This is a genomic window from Streptomyces sp. SAI-127 (assembly GCF_029894425.1).
GTDB lineage: Bacteria > Actinomycetota > Actinomycetes > Streptomycetales > Streptomycetaceae > Streptomyces.
Window position 1 is genome coordinate 8,183,474 of record NZ_JARXYJ010000001.1, and the last position, 22,117, is coordinate 8,205,590.

General features: G+C 70.2%; 21 protein-coding genes and 1 pseudogene. 7 read left to right on the forward strand and 15 right to left on the reverse strand.

What is annotated here, in order from left to right; genetic code table 11:
• Position 1: 1 nt before the first annotated feature.
• Complete coding sequence (locus M2157_RS37620; protein WP_280867425.1) at positions 2-376, reverse strand: cupin domain-containing protein; 375 nt, start codon at positions 374-376, stop codon at positions 2-4.
• Between the two features lie 97 nt (positions 377-473).
• On the opposite strand from M2157_RS37620, the gene M2157_RS37625 reads away from it, so the two are divergent.
• The gene (locus M2157_RS37625) at positions 474-917 is read left to right on the forward strand and encodes a MarR family winged helix-turn-helix transcriptional regulator (protein ID WP_280856625.1); all 444 of its coding nucleotides are present in this window, start codon (positions 474-476) and stop codon (positions 915-917) included.
• A 171-nt stretch (positions 918-1,088) separates the two neighbouring features.
• Positions 1,089-1,952, forward strand: coding sequence for an alpha/beta fold hydrolase (locus M2157_RS37630; RefSeq protein WP_280867426.1), 864 nt, complete (start codon positions 1,089-1,091; stop codon positions 1,950-1,952).
• Between the two features lie 56 nt (positions 1,953-2,008).
• On the opposite strand, the gene M2157_RS37635 is transcribed toward M2157_RS37630, so the two are convergent.
• Complete coding sequence (locus M2157_RS37635) at positions 2,009-2,983, reverse strand: lytic polysaccharide monooxygenase (protein WP_280856623.1); 975 nt, start codon at positions 2,981-2,983, stop codon at positions 2,009-2,011.
• A 140-nt stretch (positions 2,984-3,123) separates the two neighbouring features.
• Between M2157_RS37635 and M2157_RS37640 the strand changes: the two genes are divergently transcribed.
• Positions 3,124-3,573, forward strand: coding sequence for a GNAT family N-acetyltransferase (locus M2157_RS37640; RefSeq protein WP_280856622.1), 450 nt, complete (start codon positions 3,124-3,126; stop codon positions 3,571-3,573).
• Positions 3,574-3,594: 21 nt separating this feature from the next.
• Here the strand turns inward: M2157_RS37640 and M2157_RS37645 are convergent, their stop codons facing one another.
• The gene (locus tag M2157_RS37645; RefSeq protein WP_020117828.1) at positions 3,595-3,729 is read right to left on the reverse strand and encodes a hypothetical protein; all 135 of its coding nucleotides are present in this window, start codon (positions 3,727-3,729) and stop codon (positions 3,595-3,597) included.
• 140 nt (positions 3,730-3,869) lie between these two features.
• Here M2157_RS37645 and M2157_RS37650 point away from each other — a divergent pair.
• Positions 3,870-4,482: pseudogene (locus M2157_RS37650) on the forward strand (class I SAM-dependent methyltransferase).
• Here M2157_RS37650 and M2157_RS37655 read toward each other — a convergent pair.
• On the reverse strand, positions 4,479-4,973 hold the full coding sequence (locus M2157_RS37655) for a DUF402 domain-containing protein (RefSeq protein WP_280867427.1): 495 nt from the start codon (positions 4,971-4,973) through the stop codon (positions 4,479-4,481). The pseudogene M2157_RS37650 and the gene M2157_RS37655 overlap by 4 nt on opposite strands.
• A complete protein-coding gene (locus M2157_RS37660; protein WP_280867428.1) occupies positions 4,954-5,883 on the reverse strand; it encodes a GNAT family N-acetyltransferase in 930 nt (309 codons plus the stop codon). The genes M2157_RS37655 and M2157_RS37660 overlap by 20 nt, the downstream gene beginning before the upstream one ends.
• Before the next feature lie 71 nt (positions 5,884-5,954).
• Between M2157_RS37660 and M2157_RS37665 the strand changes: the two genes are divergently transcribed.
• Positions 5,955-6,326 carry a GntR family transcriptional regulator gene (locus tag M2157_RS37665; RefSeq protein WP_280856618.1) on the forward strand — a complete coding sequence of 124 codons (372 nt, stop codon included), beginning with the start codon at positions 5,955-5,957 and terminating at the stop codon, positions 6,324-6,326.
• Here the strand turns inward: M2157_RS37665 and M2157_RS37670 are convergent.
• Together M2157_RS37670 and M2157_RS37675 are read right to left on the reverse strand one after the other, a co-directional pair.
• Entirely contained in the window at positions 6,311-7,042 is a 732-nt protein-coding gene (locus M2157_RS37670; RefSeq protein WP_280867429.1) for a DUF72 domain-containing protein, read from the reverse strand. The genes M2157_RS37665 and M2157_RS37670 overlap by 16 nt on opposite strands.
• A 15-nt stretch (positions 7,043-7,057) precedes the next feature.
• Entirely contained in the window at positions 7,058-8,152 is a 1,095-nt protein-coding gene (locus M2157_RS37675) for a DUF5925 domain-containing protein (protein ID WP_266526539.1), read from the reverse strand.
• A gap of 167 nt (positions 8,153-8,319) precedes the next feature.
• On the opposite strand from M2157_RS37675, the gene M2157_RS37680 reads away from it, so the two are divergent.
• Entirely contained in the window at positions 8,320-9,741 is a 1,422-nt protein-coding gene (locus M2157_RS37680; RefSeq protein WP_280867430.1) for a xylan 1,4-beta-xylosidase, read from the forward strand.
• 22 nt (positions 9,742-9,763) lie between these two features.
• On the opposite strand, the gene M2157_RS37685 is transcribed toward M2157_RS37680, so the two are convergent.
• The 7 genes from M2157_RS37685 to M2157_RS37715 form a co-directional block, all read right to left on the reverse strand.
• Entirely contained in the window at positions 9,764-13,576 is a 3,813-nt protein-coding gene (locus tag M2157_RS37685) for a polysaccharide biosynthesis C-terminal domain-containing protein (RefSeq protein ID WP_280856615.1), read from the reverse strand.
• A complete protein-coding gene (locus M2157_RS37690; protein WP_280867431.1) occupies positions 13,569-14,369 on the reverse strand; it encodes a polysaccharide deacetylase family protein in 801 nt (266 codons plus the stop codon). The genes M2157_RS37685 and M2157_RS37690 overlap by 8 nt, the downstream gene beginning before the upstream one ends.
• Positions 14,362-15,351 (reverse strand): glycosyltransferase family 2 protein, encoded by a 990-nt coding sequence (locus M2157_RS37695; RefSeq protein WP_280867432.1) that lies wholly within the window; start codon positions 15,349-15,351, stop codon positions 14,362-14,364. The genes M2157_RS37690 and M2157_RS37695 overlap by 8 nt, the downstream gene beginning before the upstream one ends.
• Positions 15,348-16,169, reverse strand: a complete 822-nt coding sequence (locus M2157_RS37700) for a glycosyltransferase family 2 protein (protein WP_280867433.1) — start codon at positions 16,167-16,169, stop codon at positions 15,348-15,350. Before M2157_RS37700 ends, M2157_RS37695 begins: the two co-directional genes overlap by 4 nt.
• 357 nt (positions 16,170-16,526) lie before the next feature.
• Positions 16,527-17,648: a GNAT family N-acetyltransferase gene (locus M2157_RS37705; protein WP_280867434.1), complete on the reverse strand. Its 1,122-nt coding sequence runs from the start codon at positions 17,646-17,648 to the stop codon at positions 16,527-16,529.
• Position 17,649: 1 nt separating this feature from the next.
• The gene (locus M2157_RS37710; RefSeq protein ID WP_280856610.1) at positions 17,650-18,045 is read right to left on the reverse strand and encodes a hypothetical protein; all 396 of its coding nucleotides are present in this window, start codon (positions 18,043-18,045) and stop codon (positions 17,650-17,652) included.
• 148 nt (positions 18,046-18,193) lie between these two features.
• The gene (locus tag M2157_RS37715) at positions 18,194-19,402 is read right to left on the reverse strand and encodes a S8 family peptidase (RefSeq protein ID WP_280867435.1); all 1,209 of its coding nucleotides are present in this window, start codon (positions 19,400-19,402) and stop codon (positions 18,194-18,196) included.
• A 276-nt stretch (positions 19,403-19,678) separates the two neighbouring features.
• On the opposite strand from M2157_RS37715, the gene M2157_RS37720 reads away from it, so the two are divergent.
• Positions 19,679-20,473: an SGNH/GDSL hydrolase family protein gene (locus M2157_RS37720; RefSeq protein ID WP_280867436.1), complete on the forward strand. Its 795-nt coding sequence runs from the start codon at positions 19,679-19,681 to the stop codon at positions 20,471-20,473.
• Positions 20,474-20,480: 7 nt separating this feature from the next.
• On the opposite strand, the gene M2157_RS37725 is transcribed toward M2157_RS37720, so the two are convergent.
• Positions 20,481-22,058: a serine/threonine-protein kinase gene (locus M2157_RS37725; RefSeq protein ID WP_280867437.1), complete on the reverse strand. Its 1,578-nt coding sequence runs from the start codon at positions 22,056-22,058 to the stop codon at positions 20,481-20,483.
• Positions 22,059-22,117: the final 59 nt, after the last annotated feature.

Sequence of the window (22,117 nt, forward strand, 5' to 3'; positions counted from 1 at the left end):
GTCAGTTGGCCCACGGCGGAGTGATACGGGTGCCGTCGGCCAGTGTCGCCTCCAGGCCGATGGAGGTGGTGACCCAGGTGAGGGCCGTGTGATCGGTCCGGTTCTCGACGGCGAAAATCGCGCCGGGGTTGACGATCACCGTGTCGCCCGCGGTGATCCGATGGGTGGTGCCGTCGAGAGTGATCAGGAGTTCGCCGATGAGCAGGTGGAAGATCTCCTCGCGGTTGACGGTGTGAGCCGGCGCCTTCGTCCCCGCGGGAATCTCGCCGCGCCAGGCGCAGAGCTCCTTGGCGCCGCTGAGGGGAGTGGCGTACGAGACGAAACGGGCGCCGTGGATCTCGTGGGTGACGGCATCGGACGAGCGGACTACGGGCATGCGGGACCTCCGGGTCCAGAGATGGTCAAGCAGGTTGACTATATGTCTCCATGGTCAAGCTGCTTGACCAATTCGTCAAGGGTGTTTCAATGCCTGGGTGCAGAACTCCGAAGCCCTCGCCCTGGCCGCCGCCCTGCTCGCCGCCGCCGGTGACCTGACCCAGCGCATCAACGAGGGGGTCGTCGCCCGGGGGTTCGAGGCGCGGCCCGCCTGGGGCTTCGCGTTCGCGCGGCTCGCGCCGGACGGGGCCACGGTCACGGAGCTGGCCGGGCATCTCGGCGTGACCAAGCAGGCCGCGAGCCAGCTGGTCGACGAGATCGTGCGCAAGGGGTACGCCGAGCGGCGGCCGCATCCCGGGGACGCGCGGGCCCGGCTGGTCGTGCTGACCGAGCGGGGATGGGCCTGCACGCGTGCGGCAGAGGAGGCCGCAGCGGAGGCCGTGCGGTCGTGGACCGATGTACTCGGTGAGAGTGATGTGCGCGCGCTGTGCGACCGATTGGGGCGCATTGCTCCCCATGGTCCCATCAGGCCCACCTGGTGACGGTTCATCAGTAGATGCAGGCGGCGCGGTTAACACTGCAAGTTTTTACTGACGCGTAACTTCACAAGTGCACTACTCGTCCGTAACTTTCGAATTGAACAGCATCCTCGTGATCCGGATCACAGGGCGTAAGGCCATCGCAACTCCCTTGAGCCGCAAGGAGATCACACGATGCTGCCCTGGAAACGAGCCCTCAGACCCCTGGCCGCCCTGCTCCTGACCGCCGCGGTCGCCCTCGTCCCCGCCGCCGGAGTCGCCCAGGCGGCCGCCGCCCCCAGCAGCGGCTGGAACGACTACACCTGCAAGCCCTCCGCCGCGCACCCCCGCCCCGTCGTCCTCGTCCACGGCACCTTCGCCAACTCCGTGGACAACTGGCTGGCCCTCGCCCCCTACCTGGAGAACCGCGACTACTGCGTCTTCTCCTTCGACTACGGCCAACTCTCCGGAGTACCCCTCTTCCACGGCCTGGGCCCCATCGACAAGTCGGCGGAGCAGCTGAAGACCTTCGTCGACAAGGTGCTCGCCGCCACCGGCGCCCCCGAGACCGACCTCGTCGGTCACTCGCAGGGCGGCCTGATGCCCCGCTACTACCTCAAGTTCCTCGGCGGAGCCGCCAAGGTGAACGCCCTCGTCGGTATCGCCCCCGACAACCACGGAACCACCCTGTCCGGCATCGCCAACCTGATGCCGTACTTCCCGGGCATCCAGGACCTGCTCACCACCCACACCCCGGCCCTCGCCGACCAGGTCGTCGGCTCCCCCTTCCTCACCAGACTCAACGAAGGCGGCGACACCGTCCCCGGCGTCAAGTACACCGTCCTCGCCACCAAGTACGACGAGGTCGTCACGCCGTACCGGAGCCAGTTCCTCAGCGGATCCGGCGTCCACAACGTCCTGCTGCAGGACCTGTGCGCGCTCGATCTCTCCGAGCACGTGGCCATCGGGCTGTTCGACCGGATCGCCTTCCACGAGGTGGCCAACGCCCTCGATCCCACCCACGCCACCCCCACCACCTGCGCGTCGGCGTTCAGTTGACCGATGCCGGGGCCTGTCCGGCCTGAGCCGCCGGTCAGGCCCCGGAGATCGTTCGGTCAACGGCCCTGCCGTGCACCGCCGTTCGCCGCGCGCCGCCGCACCGAACCGAACAGGATCGCCGCGCCGGCCGCGAGCGTGGCAGCACCGCCCATCGCCAGATACGACGTGCTGCCGTCCCCACCCGTCTCGGCGAGGTTCTGCGAAGTGCTCGCCGCCTTCACGTCGTTGGCCGGAACGCTCGCCGTTTCGGCCACCGGCTCCGCCGGCGTACTGGCGTCGTCGTCACCGTGCCCGCCGTGCTCCACCGTCGACTTGCCGGTGCCGTCCTGGATCTGCTCCTCGGAGGGAGCGGAGGCGCTCGGGGCCGGGGTCGGACTGCTCGCCGTGCCACCCAAGTCGCCGCCGAACGTCACGTCCGAGCAGGAGTAGAACGCCTCCGGGCTGTCCGAGCGCTGCCAGACCGTATACAGGAGCTGCTTCCCGGAGCGCTCCGGGAGCGTGCCGGAGAACGTGTAGAAACCGCCCGAGGCGACCGGGTCGGTGGCCGTCGCGACCGGGTTCGACAGGTCCAGGTCGTCCCAGCCCAGCGGCTGCGCCGGGTCGTAGCCCGGCTTGGTGAGGTACACCTTGAAGGTGCCCTTGTGCGGAGCGGTCACGCGGTACTTGAAGGTGTACGACCCACTGCTCACGCTCGTCGCCGGCCAGTCGGCGCGGGCCAGGTCGAGCCCCTTGAACTCGTCGTTGTTCGCGCTGCACAGCCTGCCGTCCGGGATCAGCTCCTGGTGGCGCCCGTTCGCGTCGCCGATGCGGACGCCGTTCCAGTCGTAGAGCGCCTGCGTGCCGCCCGCCGCGACCGCCGCCCCGCACGCGTCCGACGTCGGGCTCTCGGGGCCCTCCGCGTAGCACTGCGCGACCCGGCTGACCGGGCCGCTCATCGAGCCGTGCGCGGACGCGGGCCCGGCGGCCAGTGCGGTCAGGGCGAGCGGGGTCAGGCCGACGGCGACGGCTGCGACCTTGCGGCGTGCGGGCATGGGGGATCTCCTCGGAACCGGTACTGATGGGTGCCGGATCAAAGAAACCGTGAAATCCCCAGCTTGTGACGGGCCGTGGCGATCTTTATGGCCCTCTTAAGGGAGTGCTGAGACGGAGATCAGACAGTTAGCGTGCGCCCATGACGAACGAGGAGATCCGACCCGCCGTCGCGGCCGACGTACCGACCGTGAAAGCCCTGACCGACGCGGCGTACGAGCACTACATCGAGCGCATCGGACGCGTACCGCAGCCCATGGAGCGGGACCACGCGGCGAACGTGGCCGCGGGGCAGGTGTTCGTCACCGGCGACCCGGTGGTCGGACTCGTGGTGGTCGAGGAGCACCCCGACCACCTCTACCTCGACAACATCGCCGTCCGCCCCGACGCCCAGGGTCAGGGCGTGGGAGGACGGCTGCTGCGGTTCGTCGAGGCACACGCGCGTGCGCTGGGGCTGCCCGAGGTCAGGCTCTACACGAACGCGATGATGTGGGAGAACCAGGAGATCTATCCGAAGTTCGGTTATGAGGTCGTGGAACGGCGAGTGGACGGGCCTTATGACCGCGTCCACTACCGCAAGCGACTGGTCTGATACGGGGCACGCCTGCCGCCGTCAGCCGTCGGGCCACCAGGTCCGCGCGATGTCCTTGCGGACCTCGGGTCGTCCCGCGGGGCGCTCGTCGGCCTCCTCGGGGAGTCGCCGGGCGTCCGTCCTCTTCAGGGGCTTCTGCACGGTGGTACGGCGCATGACTGCCTCCTTCAGTGCCTACCGAGTTCCGCGTTCTCACGGAGGTAGACCCTTTTGTGGAGAGTTCCTCATCGGTTGCCGGTCTGTCAGTGGCGGCTGTCACGATTCGAGTGTCAGTGGCGGGTGTCACTCTTGGGCGCATGACGGAGAACAGTGACGGCAGGGGTGGGGCGGCGGACGTGGACTGGGACGCCGAAGCGGGGTCCTTCGACGAGGAGCCGGATCACGGGTTGCGGGACCCCGAGGTAAGGGGCGCTTGGGCCGAGCGGCTGCGGGGGTGGCTGCGCGGGAGGGGCGTCCGACGTCCTCGATCTCGGGTGCGGGACCGGGAGCCTGTCACTCCTCGCGGCCGAGCAGGGGCATCGGGTGACGGGGGTGGATCTCTCTCCGGCCATGGTGGAGCTGGCGCGCGCCAAGCTCGCCGGACGTGACGCGGTGTTCCTGATCGGTGACGCCGCGCATCCCCCGGTGGGGGAGCAGCGATTCGATGTGGTCCTTGGCCGACATGTGCTGTGGGCGTTGCCGGATCCGGGGCGGGTGCTGCTGCGGTGGTGGGGGTTGCTGCGGCCGGGTGGGCGGTTGGTACTGGTGGAGGGAGTGTGGGGGGAGGCCGGGATACCGGCCGAGGTGGTGAGCGGGTTGGCGGCTCCGCTGGGCGGTCATGTACAGGTGGAACGGCTGTCGGGGGACCCTCTGCTGTGGGGGAAGGACGTGCATGACGAGCGGTATGCGGTGGTGGTGAGGAGCGACTAAAGGGGTGGGAAGTTCGCCGCGTGGGCCATGGCCTCCAAGTCGTCCAGAGCTGCCAGTGCCGCTGACGCCGCCTCCGGGTCCGTCTCCGCCAGACCGCTCTCCTCGAACTCGTCCTCGTCCAGGCGCAGCACGTCCGTCCCGTCGGCCGAGACCCACAGGTCCAGGTCCAGGTCCTCCACGACCAACTCGGCGCCGTTCGGTGACGCAGGGCGGGTGATGTCGCAGTACCAGCCCTTCAGGGTGCCGTCCGAGGAGCGGACCTCCTTGACGGCGTACCAGCGGTCCCGCCAGTAGTGCTCGGTGAAGACGTCGCCGGGCTCGAAGCGGACGAAGCCGAAGTCGCGGACGCCCTCGCCCGCCCAGGGAGCCCGGACGGTGATGCGGGTGCCGTCGTCGGTGAGGAGCTCGGCCTCGTAACGGATCTTCGTGCGGCCCGCCTTGAGCAGGACGACCTCCACACGCTGCCGGGCCTCAGGTGAGTTCACGGACATGACGTACCTCCGTGGCGCAGATCTCGTATCCGAACCACTTGTTGATCGCGAGCATGGGTTCGTTGCCGGCGTCGTTGCCGGTGAGTGCCTCCGTGCAGCCGGCGGCGCGGGCGCGGTGCAGGGAGGCGTTCTTGGCGAGCTTGGCGAGGCCCCGGCCACGGAAGGCGCGGGCGGTTCCCGTCATGGCCGTGGCATAACGGCCGGCGCCGTCGGTGTGGGCGACGCTGAAGGCGGCGGGGCGGCCGTCGACCAAGGCGATCGTGGTCAGGGCATGGTCGAGGAGCGGATGTTTCCAGTTCTCCTCGATCCACATGTCGTAGTCCGTGAACTCGGTGTCCACGTCGCTCGGTTCGTCTCCCACCGTCTCCGCGTCCAGCTCGAAGAAGGGGCGCGGGTCGGCGGCGAAGTCGGCGGCGGTGCGCACTTCGACGCCCGGGGGAGGGGTCCCCAGCGGGGGCAGCGTGCCGTTCGTCAGGTCCAGGCGCAGGAAGTGCGCGGAGCGGCTGGCCCGGTAGCCGTGCCGCTCGGCGAACGTGCGGTTCTGCGGCTCGTCCAGCACCCAGGAGTACAGCCTGGTCGCGCCGTGCGCCACCAGATGCTCCTCCGCGGTGCGGACGAGGAGGGCGCCGGCACCGCGCCGGGTGCGGTCCGGGCGTACGTAGACGTTGAGGTAGCCGTGGCCCGGCTCCGGGCTGTCGTGGGCGAGGCCGACCTGGGCCGTGCCGATCACCTCGCCGCCCTCCTCCGCGACGAGGGAGCGGTAGTGGGCGTCCGGGTGGGTGTGGATCGTACGGTGAACGACGCCGGCCGGGGTCCACAGCACGTGGGGAAGGGACACATGCCGCGCGTGCGCGAAGTTCTCCACGTCGGCCGGGTCCTGGGGGCGCAGATCGCGCACGATCACGGTCATGAAGGCGCACGTTACGTGGGGGCGTCGCACGAGTGCCTCTCATTTTCCGGAGGGTGCGGGACAATCGGCTCGTGACCTTGAAGATCCACATTGACGACAGTGCGCCGCCGTACGAGCAGGTGCGGGTGCAGATCTCCGAGCAGGCGCGGGCGGGGGTGCTGCCGGTGGGGTACCGGCTGCCGACCGTGCGCGGGCTCGCCGAGTCGCTCGGGCTCGCCGCGAACACCGTCGCCAAGGCGTATCGGGCGCTGGAGAGTGACGGGGTGATCGAGACACGGGGGCGCAACGGCACGTTCGTGGCCGCCGCCGGCTCGGCCGCGGAACGGGAGCTGGCGTCGGCCGCCCAGGCGTACGTCGAGCGGGCCAGGCGACTCGGGCTTACGGAGAGCGACGCGCTGGCGGCCGTACGGGATGCGCTGCGGGCGGCTTACGGGGCGGGCTGAGACAGCGAGGTGAACAGCTGCGCGTTCCGCACGGCGGCACCGTTCGGGTCGTTGTTGAAGTACACGTACACGTCCTCGTTCCCGGACCAGGTCTTCTCGATCCGCTCGGCCCAGGTCTCCAGGGACCGTCTGCCGTAGTGCGGCCATGCCTGTGCCCGGCCTTCGTGGAAGCGGACGTATCCCCAGTCGGCGGTGCGCCAGAGCGGGGTCACCGGGCGGGCGCGGACATCGGCCCAGCACAGGGCCGCGCCGCGGGTCTCCAGGACCTTTCGGGTCTCCGGTGTCCACCAGGATTCGTGGCGGGGTTCCACCGCGACCCGGGTCGACGTCGGGAAACAGGCCAGGCAGGCGTCCAGCAGCTCCGGGTCGGACCGCAGGGTCGGGGGAAGCTGGAGCAGCACCGGGCCCAGACGCGGGCCCAGCCCCTCCGCGTGGCTCATCAGGCGGTGCACCGGCTCCTCCGGGTCCTTCAGCCGCTTGATGTGGGTCAGGTACCGGCTCGCCTTCACCGCGACCACGAAGTCCCCCGGCACCCGCTTCCGCCACGCCTCGAAGGTCTCCCGGGCCGGCAGCCGGTAGAACGCGTTGTTGATCTCGACCGTCGGGAAGTGTTCCGTGTATCGCTCCAGCCAGAGCCGCATGGGGGCGTCGGCGGGGTAGAGGACGCCCCGCCAGTCCTTGTACTGCCACCCCGACGTGCCGACGAACAGGGTCATACACCCATCAAAGCACTACAGGTACAGGCCCGCGTCCGCCCCCGGCCGCGGCTCCGGCACCGCCGTCGGTGACGTCCCCCGGCGCAGTGCGTACAGCTCCGCCAGCGTGGCCCCCTCCCGGCCCACGCCCTCCTCGGCGCCGAGCCAGCTCACCGCCTCCCGGCGGGTCAGCGGGCCCACCTCGATGCGGGCCAGACAGCGGCCGGGGCGGACCACGGCGGGGTGCAGGCGCTCCAGGTCCTCGTTGGTCGTGACGCCCACCAGGACGTTGCGGCCCTGGCCCAGCAGGCCGTCGGTGAGGTTCAGCAGACGGGACAGGGCCTGGCCCGCCGTGTGCTTCGCCTCGCCGCGGATCAGTTCGTCGCAGTCCTCCAGGAGCAGGAGCCGCCAGCGGCCCTTGCCCGTCGAGTCGTCCTCGCCGATCGCGATGTCCATCAGATAGCCGACGTCGTTGAACAGCCGCTCGGGGTCCAGGACGCAGTCCACCTGGCACCAGTCCCGCCAGGAGCGGGCCAGCGTACGCAGGGCGGAGGTCTTGCCGGTGCCGGGCGGGCCGTGGAGCAGGAGCAGACGGCCCGCGATGTCCTCCGGGGTCGTCTTCATCAGGCTGTCCATCGCGTCCGCGACCGGTGCCGTGTAGTTGTCCCGGACCTCGTCCCAGGTGCCCGCGGAGATCTGGCGGGTCGTGCGGTGCGGGCCGCGCCTGGGGGAGACGTACCAGAAGCCCATCGTCACGTTCTCCGGCTGGGGCTCGGGCTCGTCCGCCGCGCCGTCGGTGGCCTGGTCGAGGACCTTCTTGGCCAGCTCGGGGTCGGTGGCGGTGACGGTGACGTCGGCACCGCGGTTCCAGCGGGAGATCAGCAGGGTCCAGCCGTCCCCCTCGGCGAGCGTCGCGCTGCGGTCGTCGTCGCGGGCGACGCGCAGCACCCGGGCGCCCGCCGGCAGGAGCGTGGCCCCGGTGCGGACCCGGTCGATGTTGGCCGCGTGGGAGTACGGCTGCTCGCCCGTCGCGAAGCGGCCGAGGAACAGCGCGTCGACGACGTCGGACGGTGAGTCGCTGTCGTCGACGTTGAGCCGGATCGGCAGAGCGTCGTGTGGGTTGGCAGACATGGCGCCCATGATCCGGCACAGAACCCCCATACGCACCCGGTTTCCGTGGTGCGCCGGTTGTGTCGCGGCTGTCCCGTGTTTCCGGTCTGTCCTCAACCTCCTGTTACGGAGCTGTGCATCTCCGACATCTGCCCGCACAGGCGTGTTCGCGGATACCGTTGCCCTCAATGGGACGTCATGGGTGGAATTCGGGGGCACGGCGGTGGCGGCTCACCGCTCTGCTCGGTGTGGGCGCGGTGGCTCTGGCGCTGGTCGTGACCCTCCTCAACACGCTTCCTGGCAGTGGCGCGGGCACCGACGGCACCTCGCGCAACGGCGACAAGGTCCACGGCACTCCGACGAGCACACCGGACGCGGACACCCCGGAGGTGGGCTGGGGGTTCACACACACCCAGTTCAGCGCCGACGAGGGCGGCTCCGCCGCCACCGAGCGCGTCGAGGGCCTGCTGGCCGACGCCGGCGGAGTCCCGCAGAACCAGCACATCATGGGCTGGGGCGCCGACAACCCCGAGCCGGTCAAGGGGCGTTACGACTTCGAGGACCTGGACCGGCGCATCGACTTCATCCGTGCCTCGGGCTCCACACCGATCGTGACCCTGTGCTGCGCTCCGGACTGGATGAAGGGCGGCGAGGCGGGCGTCGGCAAGACCGACTGGAGCAAGGCGGCACTGGAGACCGCGCCGGATCCCGAGCACTTCAAGGACTACGCCGCGCTCGCCGCGACCGTCGCCAAGCGCTACCCGGACGTACGCCACTTCATCGTCTGGAACGAGTTCAAGGGCTTCTGGAACGACGCGAAGGCCCGCTGGGACTACGAGGGTTACACCCAGCTCTACAACCTGGTCTACAAGGCGCTGAAGAAGGTCAACCCCAAGATCATGGTGGGCGGACCGTATCTCGTGATGGACAGCGTCGACCCGCGCTCCGAGGACGCCTCCGCCGGTCTCAAGGGGGCCTGGGGCGCCATGGACCAGCGGATCCTCGACGCCTTCGACTACTGGAACAGGAACAAGGCCGGCGCCGACTTCGTGGTCGTGGACGGCTCCAGCTACACCAACGACGACGAGCTGCTGCCGAACGAGTTCGCGGCCACCGACAAGTTCACCGCGGTGAGCCGGTGGGTGCGGCAGCAGACCGGCAACCTGCCGCTGTGGTGGGCCGAGTACTACGTCGAGCCCGCCGACAGCCGGGACGAACGCGAGGGCTGGTCCGAGAACCGCCGGGTCGCGGTGCAGGCCGCCGGAATGATCGCGCTGGCCAGGGGCGGCACCACGTCCGCCTTCTACTGGAACCCGGAGAACGAGAAGGGCACGGACTGCGCGGGCTGTCTCTGGACACCGACCAGCGGCAGCGGTGGCGGTCAAAAGCTGCCGATGTTCGACCTCGTCAGCCGGTTCGGCAAGGCCTTCCCGCCGGGGAGCGCCTACGAGAACGTCTCCGTCGCCGCCGGCGACGTGCCCAACGTCCGCGTCCTCGCCACCGACAAGACCGTCCTGGTGGTGAACACCTTGAATCGGCAGATCAGCGCTGAGATCGACGGGAAGAAGTTCGACATGCAGGCGTATGAAGTCAAGTGGCTCACCCGCTGAGCCACTTGACCTCCGAAAGGCGTCACTTCATCGTCAGGAACCGCTGCACCAGCGCCGCCAGGAACACCGCGAGCAGCGGCAGCGCGAACCAGAAGCTGCTCTGCAGCCACCGCAGCTGCCGCACGCCCGGCCGCACCGCGACCCGCACCACCTCACGGGCCGAGAGCAGCAGGATCAGCGCCAGCGCCGCCAGCGCCCCCACCACCGACCAGGGCGTCCAGGTCACCTGCGGCCCGATCGGCCCGGGATCGGCCTTCGGGACCTTGCCCGCGGGCTGGTCCCGCAGTGCGTACATGGTCACGTCGTCGTTGGTGAAGACCCGCTTGAGCTCTTTGCGGTTGTCGAGGTTGTCCAGCAGCCTCGGCTCCCACGTCCTCGAATAGCCCACGTCCAGACGCAGATACGTGACCTGGCTGACGTTGACCATCAGATACGAGTTCGGTCCCGCGTCCTTCAGCGACTTCACCAGCCCGGACACCAGCACCGGGTCGGTCGGCGCCAGGGTCGGCACATAGGACACCTTCTCCATGTCCTTCGCGCCCCACGGCATCGCCGGCGTCACATTGTTGATCGTGTCGTTGGACAGCCACAGCACCCGGACCGTCGGATCGTCGTGCGCGTAGACGTAGTCCATGGCGGCGACCTCGCCGGGCTGGATCCGCTCGAACGGCTCGTTGCCCCAACGGGCGACCAGGAAGCCGCCGATGAGCAGCAGACCCGCCATGAGCGCGGCCACCGGGGCGAGGCTGACCCGGTCCTTCTCGCGCTCCTTCGCGGTGACCCCGGTGCGCGGGAAGAGCGCCAGTGCGGCCAGCAGACCGGCGCCCGGCAGGGCGAACATGAAGACCCGCAGGGCCATTTCGCCGCCGTACGACTGCATGCCGAAGCCGAGGAACGGCACGAAGGTGAGGACGAGCAGCGCGGCTTCCCGGTACTTGTGGTCGCGCCGCCGCCACCAGCCGTAACAGGCCAGAGCCATGACCCCGCCCGCCAGCAGCACGCGCACGTACAGGACCAGCTTGTGGGTCGAACTGCCGCCGTCGATACGGCCGGAGACCGACGAGGACACATTGCCGCCGACCCCGCCGACCCCGCCGAACAGGTCGTCGAAGTGACCCGACCAGTACGGCTCGGCCATCCAGCCGATCCAGGCGGTCACCATGACGGCGAACAGGATGGGCAGACCGCGCAGTTCGCTGCGGCCGATCAGGACGAGCGCCGTCAGCACGCCGAGCATCACGAACGGGGTGAGCTGGTGGGCGGGCACGCTCGCCGCGAACAGACCGATCAACACCGCGAGCAGGACGGCCCGTTGGCGGTGGTTCGTGGGTTCGACCTCGGCCTCGCCGGGCCGCCGCTTCGTCCAGATCACGCGCGGGGCGCGGAACCAGACGAGCAGGACCGCCACGAACACCAGGTACAGCAGATAGGTGAAGCCCTGCGGGGAGAAGTAGTCCTGGCCGACCCAGCCGCTGAGCACGAAGATCCAGATGCCGGTCCACTTGGCCCGCCAGCTCGCCCGCATGTGCCGTACGAGCAGGAACATCGGTACCAGATAGAGGAGTTGGATCGCCGTCGGCCACCAGCGGATGACCTCGGTGAAGTCCGTGACCCCGCAGGCCTGCGCCACGAAAGCGGCCACCGCGAAGAAGCCCGGCCAGCTCCAGCGGGCGTCCAGGTCGGGCACCGCGGAGCCGGTCCGGTCGATGTAGTCGATGAACCCCAGGTGCTGCCAGGCCGTCGCGAACCGCGGCTCGACCTCGATCACCGCGGGCAGCGCGTGCAGCGAGAACACGGTCGCCACCAGCGTGACCAGCAGCAGCGCCTTGTGCTCACGGCCCAGCCAGAGCAGCGAGGCGAACACCACGACCAGGAGCGCCGCGCCGGCCAGCGTGGGCATCGGCAGGATCGAGATCAGCCCGAGCCCGCCCATCCGGTCCAGGTCGGCCTCGCCCAGGCCGACGGCCGGCACCCAGTACAGGAGCAGCGCGACGGCCAGCAGGCAACCGAGGAACACACCGATCCAGGTGGGCTGCAGCCGCTCCCGCCAGGACAGGGGCCGCGGCGGCTCCCCGGACTGCGGCGCCTCCTGCGGTACGGCGGGCTCTTGCGGTACGTCGACCTCCTCGCCGGCGTCGAAGGACACCTCGAACGGCGCGTCCACCTCCGCCTCGGACGGCCCGAGGGAGGACTCGGAGCCCGGCTCCCTCTCCTCCACCGGCAGCCCCAGATCGGGCGGCTTCTGCAGCGCCCATGTCGGCCGGTCGCGCGTCACGCCCCGCACCGGCGTGCCCGTGGGCGGGGTACCGGGACCCGGGCGTACGTCGGGACGGCGTTCCTGGTGGTCGAAGTCGACGTGGATGCCCAGCGCGAGGGTGTCCTGGTCGAGCGCCCAGCCGGGGCGGCGGGTGCGGCCGGCGGCCGTTACCTCACGCGCCCCGAGGTCGGCGAGGTCCCCGTCGGGAGCCGCGCTCGCGGGGACCTCGGCGGCCGGTGCGTGCCGGATCGTCCGGTACAGCTTGGGCGCGGCGATCGCGACGATCACCGCGAGCGCGGAGATCTCGGCGACGCCCGCTCCGGTCAGCCCCATGCGGGGCAGGAGCAGCAACGTCAGACCGAGCACCAGCAAGCACAACAGGCCCTGCAGCCAGGCGAGTCCGGAGGTGCGGCTCTGCGCGCGCAGCACCGCGAAGTACGTCTCCATGACGACCCGGAGCACCGCGCCGACGGCGAACCAGCGCAGCAGCGGGGTGGCCGCGTCCGCGTAGCCCGATCCGAAGACGCCGAGGATCCAGGGCGCCCCGAAGAACAGGACGCCGGCCACCGGCAGCATGATCCGCGCCATCCGCTTCAGCGCGGCACGGGTGTTGGCGGCCAGGCGGGAGGGATCGTGCGAGCCCTCGACGGTCAGGGAGGCGCCCATGTTGATGGCGAGCAGGTTGCAGGTGCCGCCGATCGTCGTGGTGATGTAGAAGTACGCGTTGTCCTGGGAGCTGACCTGGGAGGCCACGATCACCGGGACCAGATAGACCACGGCGAGCGAGAACAGCGAGCCGGTGTAGTCGCCCGCGAGGAACCGCCCGATCTCCCTGAGGGAGGGCGGCTTCGCGTGGTCCTCGGTGGCCTTCACATGGCGCGGCGCCAGACGCCGGAACACCATCCAGCCCAGCGGCAGCACCGAGACGGCGATCGCCGCGACCCACGACACGAAGACACCGGCCGTCGGGATCGCCACCGCGAACGCGACCAGGAGTCCCAGCTTCACCGCCGAGAACACGGTGTTGCCGACCGGCACCCACAGCGCGCTGCGCAGCCCGGTCAGCACCCCGTCCTGCAGGGTGAGCACGTTCCAGGCGACGACGGCGGCGATGAAGCCGAGGCCGTTCACCGTCCCGTGCAGGAAGCGGTACGACGGCCCCCACATGTCCAGGGTGAGCAGGAAGACGGCCGCGGCGATCGCCACGATCACCGAACTGCCCGCGTAGGTACGGGCGATGAGGCGCACGGTCGCGCGGCCCGCGACCGGAATGAAGCGGGCCAGCGCCCCGGTCAGGGTCACCGCGGTCAGTCCCGCGAGGAGCTTCATCGCGGCGATCGCGGCGGATCCCTGGCCGACCGCCGCCTCGGAGTAGTAGCGGGCGGCCGCCAGCCAGAAGCCGAGGCCCAGCACCGCCGAGATACCGGTGTTGAGCATCAGGGCGTAGGCGTTGCGGAACAGCTGGTTGCCGCCCCCAGCGCCCCTGCCGAGGCCGGGCAGCCGAAGACGGCGCCCCGACTGCTCGGGCGCCTTCGCCGCGGTCGACTCGGGCTCGGTCGTGGTCGTCGTGTCAGACACGGGAACGGGAGACCTTCCGGCGGACCTGTCGTGCTCTTCGGACCAACGCGTACCCCTTGGTGAGGGCACGGTCCCTGGCGAAGTCCCGGGCGATCGCACGGCCCTGGACGAGCCGCTCGAACTCCTCGGCCGTGGTGCTGCGGCGCACGGTGAGGCGGGTGAGCGCGTACGGCCCCTGGCGCCGGCGCGCCAGGCCGTTGTTCACGGCGAGCGCCTGGCCGTACCCCGTCTCGCGTACCGCCTCGCGCACCCGGCGGCTGGAGTAGCCGTACGGGTAGGCGAGCGAGGCCGGCGCGGTGCCGAGTTCGTCGGTGACGATCTCCCGGGAGTGGATCAGCTCGTGGCGCAGCGCGCCGTCCTCGAGCTGGTCGAGCTGCGGGTGCGTGTGGGTGTGGCCGCCGATCTCGACGTCCGCCGCGGCGAGTTCGCGGACCTGGTCCCAGTCCAGCATGGTGTCCAGGCCGCCGCCCGTGTCGTACGCACCGCGGATCCAGCCGGTGGAGACGAACACCGTGGCCGTGAAGCCGTGCTTGGCGAGCACGGGCAGGGCGTGGCGGTGGACGCCTTCGTAGCCGTCGTCGAAGGTGATCAGGACGGGCCGCTCGGGCAGCGGCCGTCCCTCGCGCCAACGGGCGGCGAGATCGGCGGTCCTGACCGGCGTGAGCCCCGACTCGGCGAGGATCTCCATCTGCCGGGCGAAGGCCTCCGGGGACACCGACAGCACGCGGGTGGCGGCGTTCGGGTCGGTGGCGACCGCGTGGTACATGAGGATCGGTACGGGCCGCTCAGCCATCTCTCTCCCCCTCGATGTCCGCGACCGTGAACGTGGCTCCGCCCCGCCGCGCCCGGACGGTGCCGACCACATACCCGCCGGCCGCGGTGAGCACCCCGGCGACGATCGCGCCCGCCCTCCCCGCGCCGCCCGGCCGGGACAGCGCGGCATCCCGCAGCCCGCGCACCACCCCGGCCGGCAGCACCCGGGTGGCGTACCGGCGCTCGGACTCAAGTCCCTTGTCCGCGCCGACACTTCGGGCCACGAGCGCCTTCGACAGGCCCTCCGCGTACGCGCGCGTGCGGAAGTACCCGAAGTGCTCGCGCGCCTCGGGCACCCGGTGGTGGATCACCGCCCGGTCGTCGATCAGCAGGACCGCGTCCGGTCTGGCCCGGCTCAGCCGGATGCACAGCTCCGTCTCCTCGCAGCCCAGCGGGCGTTTGTCGCCGTCCCGCCCGATGCCGGTGGCGAAGCCGCCCGCGGCGTCGAAGGCGGTGCGGCGGAAGGAGGCGTTGCCGCCCAGGACGTTGCGCACACGGACCAGGCCGGACGGGATGCCCTTGTAGGTGCAGCCGACCACCCAGTCGAACTCCTTGGGGAACCAGGCGGGCCGGCGTCCCGACGCCCAGATCGGCATCGTACGGCCGCCGACGGCCATGACCCGCGGGTCCGCGTATCCGGAGGCGAAGTGGCGCAGCCAGTCCCGCTCGGCGACGGCGTCGTCGTCCAGGAAGGCGATCACCTCGCCGCGCGAGGCGGCGATCCCGGTGTTGCGGCCCGCGGACAGGCCCCGGGGGCCCGCGTTGGCGAACACGCGGACCTCCTGGGCTTCCTTGTACTCCTTGGTCAGGCGGTCCAGGAGCACCGGATTGTGGTCGACGATCAGCAGTGTCTCCAGGGCCGGGTACGACTGCGTACGCACCGAGGCGACCGCCGCGAGGATGTCCTCCCAGCGGTCCTCGGTGTACACGCAGATCACGACGGAGATGTCGGGATCGCTCAAGACACCTCTCCCCGGCGCGAGTCGAGCATCGGCGAGTAGTGGGCGCGGCGGCGCAGCGCACGCCGGTTCGACCGCTCCCCGAGGATCACCTTGAGCACCCGGAACCCGTCCCGGACGGCCCGCAGATTGCTCGCGCCGTGGATGCGGAGGTACTCGTAGCTCGGTATCTCCTGCACCTTGAGTCCCGCCTTGACCACCCGGATGTTCATCAGGGTCTCCACCTCGAAGCCTGTGCAGTCGAGGTCGATCTTGTCGAGGCAGTGCCGCCAGAAGGCGTTGTACCCGTAGCAGAGATCCGTGTAGCGGGCGCCGAACTTACGGTTGACGATGGTGCACAGCGCCCAGTTGCCGAGTTTGCGGATGAAGGTCATGTCGTCGGTGCCGCCGCCGTTGGCGAAGCGGGACCCCTTGGCGAAGTCCGCGCCCGAGACGAGGGCGGACACATAGGAGACGATCTCGTTGCCGTCGGCCGAGCCGTCCGCGTCGATCATGACGACGATGTCACCGGTGCAGGCTTCGAACCCGGTGATCAGGGCGTCCCCCTTGCCCTTGCCGTGCTGCTTCACGACCTTCACCTCGGGCCACAGCTCGCGGGCCACCGCGACGGTGTCGTCCGTGGAGTTGCCGTCCACCAGAACCACTTCGTGGATCCAGTCGGGCAGCGTCTTGAAGACGTACGGAAGGTTCTCCGCCTCGTTCATGGCGGGTATGACGACACTCACGGGTGGCGTGATGGCCAGGTGAGTGGAGATGGGCCGGTACTGGCTGGCTGTCGGCACATCCTGGCCCGCAGTCGCCGGGCGCAGAACTGAACTCATGAGTCTGGTTCCCTCTCGTCCGGTGGACCGCCCGCCCCTGGGCGGTCCGGCTTGTTGCTCCGGTTCGAAAGGGGGGTTCTCACTCACGGCATGCCGGAAGGAATCTCCGTACCTGCCGGGTGAGCTGGCAAAGCTGGCCGACCGCCGTCGTGCTGTGCTTGTTGCAACGACAGCCGGTCGCGCGGCACGACTCGGTCACCAGTACGGTCACCGAGCACGGCACCCCCCTACCGCGCCCCGCGCCCCCGTCGCGGTCCTTGAGCCCTCCCCTAGAGCCGCTCGATGACGGGACGGTGCGGGTGTGATGTATGACGGTATTGACGATTGAACCCGTATGGCAAGACCTGGAACGAGGCCTCACGTTTTTGTTGGTTTGACCGTTACAGTCGCACCGGAGCGGATCTTTCCCACTTTCTTCAGCAGCCTGTCGGCGGGTTCGAACAGCTCCGGCCGCGCCACCACGGCGTTGCGCAGTGCCCGCGCCGGAACCCGGCGGACGCGGTGTCCGACCGCGACCGGGTGCCGACGGGTCACCCACCCCTCCGACACGGTCAGTTCCCGTGTCTTCAGGGAGTCCTTGTACTCCTTCTGACCCCGGCCCAGATCGAGGTACGCGACGCCGTCGGCGGCGGCCGCCTCGGCCATGCGCAGATGCAGGATCAGGCCCGGGGAGTACTTCGCGTACTCCGGGTCGTACGCCGGGAACCAGCACGCGAGGACGCGCTCGGTGCGCAGCCCGAAGTGGGCGGCGACCGGCTTCCTGTCGGCGTACAGCACCGACAGGATCCCCGCGAACGGCTCGGACCGGGTGTGGAACAACTGCTCCACCAGCCGGGCGATCCACTCGTGCGCGAACCGGTCGCTGCGGCCGGTCCTGCGGTACTGCGCGGACTTCCAGCCCATCAGGACGCGCAGGGCGGCCGGGTCGTGCTCGTCATGGACGTAGCGCACGTCGCTCGCCGTGCGGGCCAGCCGGCGTTCCTTGGCGAGTGTGGTGCGGGTGAACTTCGGTGAGCGTTCCCGCAGCCCGGCCAGATACGTCTCGTACCCCTGGTCGACGTCCATGACCGGAGAGGGGAACCTGCCGGAGGCTTCCGCCTCGAACGGCCCCTGGCCCTCCACCAGATGGTCGAACTCCCAGACGGCGAGCCCGCAGGCACGCAGTAACTCCCGGGCCTCCCAGGTGAATCCGGGCCGGTGCACCAGCCCCTGGGCGTCCGAGATGCCGAGGCCCACGGCCCGGCCGACACCGGCGGCGGTTCTCTGGAACGGGAAGAACGCGGCGGGCTCGCCCTGCTCCCGTACGACGGCGATCCGCACGCCCCGCCTGCACCGGCCCACCGCGAGCGCGAACTCGGGGGACAGGAACGGGTTCGCCAGCCCTGGCGAATCGTGCAGATGGGCCTTGGACTGCATCGCGCTCCATGCCGCCCGGTCGGCGGCGCTCAGCTCGCCGGGGCGGTACACGCTGATGTCCACGTCAGGCTTCCTGACCCTTCGCCGTACGGCGCCGCCGCATCAGTACCAGCAGCAGGATGAGGGCACTGATCACGGCCATCGCCATGACGCCGCCGCGCGCCGACCAGCGGTGCGTGGCCAGCATGCCCTGGGCCACCAGCATGTTGAGGACGACCGAGCCGGCCAGCGAGGCCAGTACCCGGGCGAACGGATCGAAGCCGCGCAGTGCGGCGGCAATGCCGGCGGCGGGTGCCGCGAGCAGGAAGAAGAGCGTGAGCGGGGCGCGCAGCGGCGAGTCGGAGCCGGAGAACGCGAGCAGTGCGCCGAATCCCCCCACGGCGGTCGCGGCGCCCGCGAGCAACGGCGTCAGGTCTCTGCCCGACGCCTTCGAGGATGTTCCGATACGTGTCGTGTGCATGGGCGACGTTTCCCCCCAGAAAGCGCCGGATGCCGGGCTTCAATGTCGCGCAGTGCCGTGGGAGCCGTCAAGGCCGACTGGTACGGACTTGGACACGGGTGTGGCCCCCGGAGGTGAGAGACACCTGCGGGGGCCACCTGTTCGGGTACTACGGCACGAGCTTCAGGAGCTTGTTCGGCGAGCCGGTGCCGGGGCTGGTGACCACGTTGGACGTGGCACCGTTGGCCAGGGCCGTGGCGACCTGGGCCGGAGTGGCCGAGGTGTGGCCGGCGAGGTAGACCGCGGCCGCGCCCGCGACGTGCGGGGTCGCCATCGACGTACCGGAGATGGTGTTGGTCGCGGTGTCGCTGGTGTACCAGCCCGCCGTGATGGAGGAGCCGGGGGCGAAGACGTCCAGGACCGAGCCGTAGTTGGAGTAACTGGCCCGGGCGTCGGTGCTGGTGGTGGCGCCGACCGTGATCGCCTCGGTGACGCGGGCCGGGGAGTACGAGGAGGCGTTGGCGCTGCTGTTGCCGGCCGCGATGGCGTAGGTGACGCCGCTCGCGATGGAGTTCCTGACCGCGGTGTCCAGGGTGCTGGAGGCGCCGCCGCCGAGCGACATGTTGGCGACCGAGGGGCCCGAGTGGTTGGCGGTGACCCAGTCGATGCCCGCGATGACGCCGGCGGTGGTGCCGGAACCGGCGTTGTCGAGCACGCGCACCGCCACGATCTTCGCCTTCTTGGCGACGCCGTAGGTGGAGCCCGCGATCGTGGTGGCCACATGGGTGCCGTGGCCGTTGCCGTCGGAGGCGGTGGTGTCGCCGTCGACGGCGTCGTAGCCGTAGGAGGCGCGGCCGCTGATCTGGCTGTGGGTGATGCGGACGCCGGTGTCGATGACGTACGCCGTGACTCCGCTGCCCGCGGTGTCCGGGTAGGTGTACGTGCCGGAGAGCGGGAGCGCGGACTGGTCGATGCGGTCCAGGCCCCACGGGGCGGAGGACTGCGTGGTGTCGGCCAGGTGGACGGTCTGGTTCTGCTCCACGGAGGCCACCGACGGGTCCGCGGCGAGTCTCTTCGCCTCGGTCGCGGAAAGCGTGGCGGTGTAGCCGTTGAGCGCGGAACCGAAGGTCTTCCCGACCGTCCCGCCGTACTCCTTGATGAGCCCCTTGCCCTCACCGGACGAGGACTTGAAGCCCGCCTGCTTCTTGAGCGTGACGATGTAGCTGTCCTTGACGGCCGTGGGGGAGCCGGAGGCGAGGACCCTGCCCTCGGCCGGTGCGGCCTCGGCGGGCAGGGCGGTGAGCCCGCCGACGAGGGCGGTGGTCGCCAGGGTGGTTATCGCGGCGAACCGGAACTTCTTTGCGCGCAGTTGTGCCATACGAGGGAGTCCTCCTCATGGGCGACGCGCGCCTGGGTGGGGCGCGCGTCCGTGGGGGGTGTGCGCGTGCTTGCGCACACGACCAGGAGCGTCGCGTTCCGCTCCGGGCTGGGGTAAAGGCTGGGCCATCTACGGGGGTAGAACAAGGGAGTTGAGGAGGAGTCAACAAACCTGTCATGTCCACGAAATCATTGCCGATTTTGGCATGGACACTTCCCGTTGATTCGCGTCGTTGCTACGACAGATGTGGCAGAGATCCTGCTAAAGGGAGGTTCCATGAGACGTTCCCGATTTGCCGCGTACGTCGGCTCGCTCCTCCTCGCCCTCGCCGCCGTCCTCACCGGGACAGGCACCGCCCACGCCGCCGAAGGCCCCTATGTGGCCCTGGGCGACTCCTATTCCTCGGGTGTCGGCGCGGGCGGCTACATCAGTTCAAGCGGCGAGTGCAAGCGCAGCACGAAGGCCTACCCCTACCTCTGGGCGGCCGCCAACTCACCCTCGTCCTTCGCTTTCACGGCTTGCTCGGGCGCCCGAACGGGTGATGTTCTGGCGAGTCAGCTGACCCCGCTCACCTCGGCCACCGCCCTGGTCTCGATCACCATCGGCGGCAACGACGCCGGCTTCGCCGACGTCATGACGACCTGTGTGCTCCAGTCCGACAGCTCCTGCCTCTCCCGGATCAACACCGCGAAGGCGTACGTCGACTCGACGCTCCCGGGCCAACTGGACAACGTCTACTCGGCGATCAGCAGCCGGGCCCCGAACGCGCGTGTGGTCGTCCTCGGCTACCCCCGCTTCTACAAGCTCGGCGTCACCTGCCTCGGCCTCTCCGAGACCAAGCGGAAGGCGATCAACGACGCCGCCGACTACCTCGACACCGCGATCTCCAAGCGGGCCGCGAACCACGGCTTCGCCTGGGCAGACGTCCGCCCCACCTTCACCGGCCATGAACTCTGCTCCGGCAGCGCCTGGCTGCACAGCCTCAACCTGCTCAACATCGGCGAGTCCTACCACCCGACGGCGGCCGGCCAGTCCGGCGGCTACCTTCCGGTGCTGAACAGCGCGGCCTGACCGCCCCTCACGGGGATGCGGTGGGGGAGGCCTCGTCCGTGTCGGACGGGGTCTCCGTCACGCAGGTCAGCGAGAACGGGACCGAGTTGGACGTCTCCTCGACGGGGTCGCGGACCTCCACGCTGATGGTGTCCTCGAACGTCCCGCTGTCGTCCTCGGTGGTGACGAACCGTCTGTCCTCCTGCGTCCTGCCGCCACCGGCCGGGAACGTGAGCGTCTTCCAGTTGCCGTTCACCGAGCCGTTCTTCGACACCCAGCGGTAGGTCACCGTCGCCGGGAGCCGGCCGACCGTCAAGGTGGCCGTGAAGTTGGGCGCCGCCGACTTGTCCGGCGGACAGCTGCCCGTGTAGTCGGTGTTCGAACCGGACAGCGAGACGTTCACCGACTGCGGCGGCGGCGCGCTCGTGGTGCTCTCGCTCCGGCTCGGGGACGGGGTGTCGCTGGGTTCGTCCGTCTTGGTCTGCGCGGGTGAACTCACCGCCGGACCGGTGTCCTTGGCGGTCTCCCCGCCCTTGTCGCCGTTGTCACGGTTCAGCAGCCCGTACGTCAGCCCCGCGATCGCCAGCGCGAGGACCACCAACCCCGCGATCAGGACGGCGGCCGTGCGGCGGTTGCGTTCCGGGGGCCCGGAGGTCGTGACGGGGGTGGAGGCCGGCGTGGGCGCGGGACGGTATGGGCTCGTCGGCGGCTCCTGCGGGAAGGGCGCCGCCATGGTCGGTGCGTACGGCGCCCCCTGCACGGCGTCCGCCCGGGGCGTGCCCCCGGCCCCGATGATCCGCAGCTCCTGCTCGGCCCGGTCGGCCGGCAGGCGCTCCGCCGGATCCTTGCGCAGCAGCCCCTCGATCACCGGGGTGAGCGGGCCGGCCCGGTACGGCGGCGGCAGCTCCTCGTCCACGATCGCGCGCAGGGTGCTGAGCGGGGTGGTCTGCCGGAAGGGGGAGTTGCCCTCGACGGCGGCGTACAGCAGCACGCCCAGCGACCACAGGTCGGACTCCGGCCCCGGAGTGCGCCCCAGCGCCCGCTCCGGGGCGAGGAACTCGGGCGAGCCGATGACCTCGCCGGTCATCGTCAGCGCCGAACTGCCCTCGACCTGGGCGATGCCGAAGTCGGTGAGCACCACGCGGCCGTCGTTCGACAGCAGTACGTTGGCGGGCTTCACATCCCGGTGCAGCACCCCGGCCTCGTGCGCGGCCCGCAGCGCGGAGAGCACCTCGGCGCCGATGTGCGCCGTCCGCTGCGGGCTGAGGGGGCCCTCCGCGTCCAGGAGCTCGGCGAGCGAGATGCCGCGCACCAGCTCCATGACGATCCACGGGCGGCCGTCCTGGGTGGCCACGTCGTACACCGTCACCACGTTGCGGTTGGCGACCCGCGCAGCCGCCCACGCCTCGCGCTCGAGGCGGGCGTACAGCCGCTCGACCTCGGACGTCGCCAGTCCGTGCGGCGCGCGCACCTCCTTGACGGCGACCTCGCGGTGCAGCACCTCGTCACGGGCGCGCCACACGGTTCCCATGCCGCCCTCGCCGAGCGGGGACAGGAGTCGGTAGCGGCCCGCGATCAGTCGTTCACTGCCCGGTTCTTCGGACACGGGCGTCCCCCATTCGCATCCGGGCGAAATCTCCGCTCCGCGTGATGTTGCACGATTCT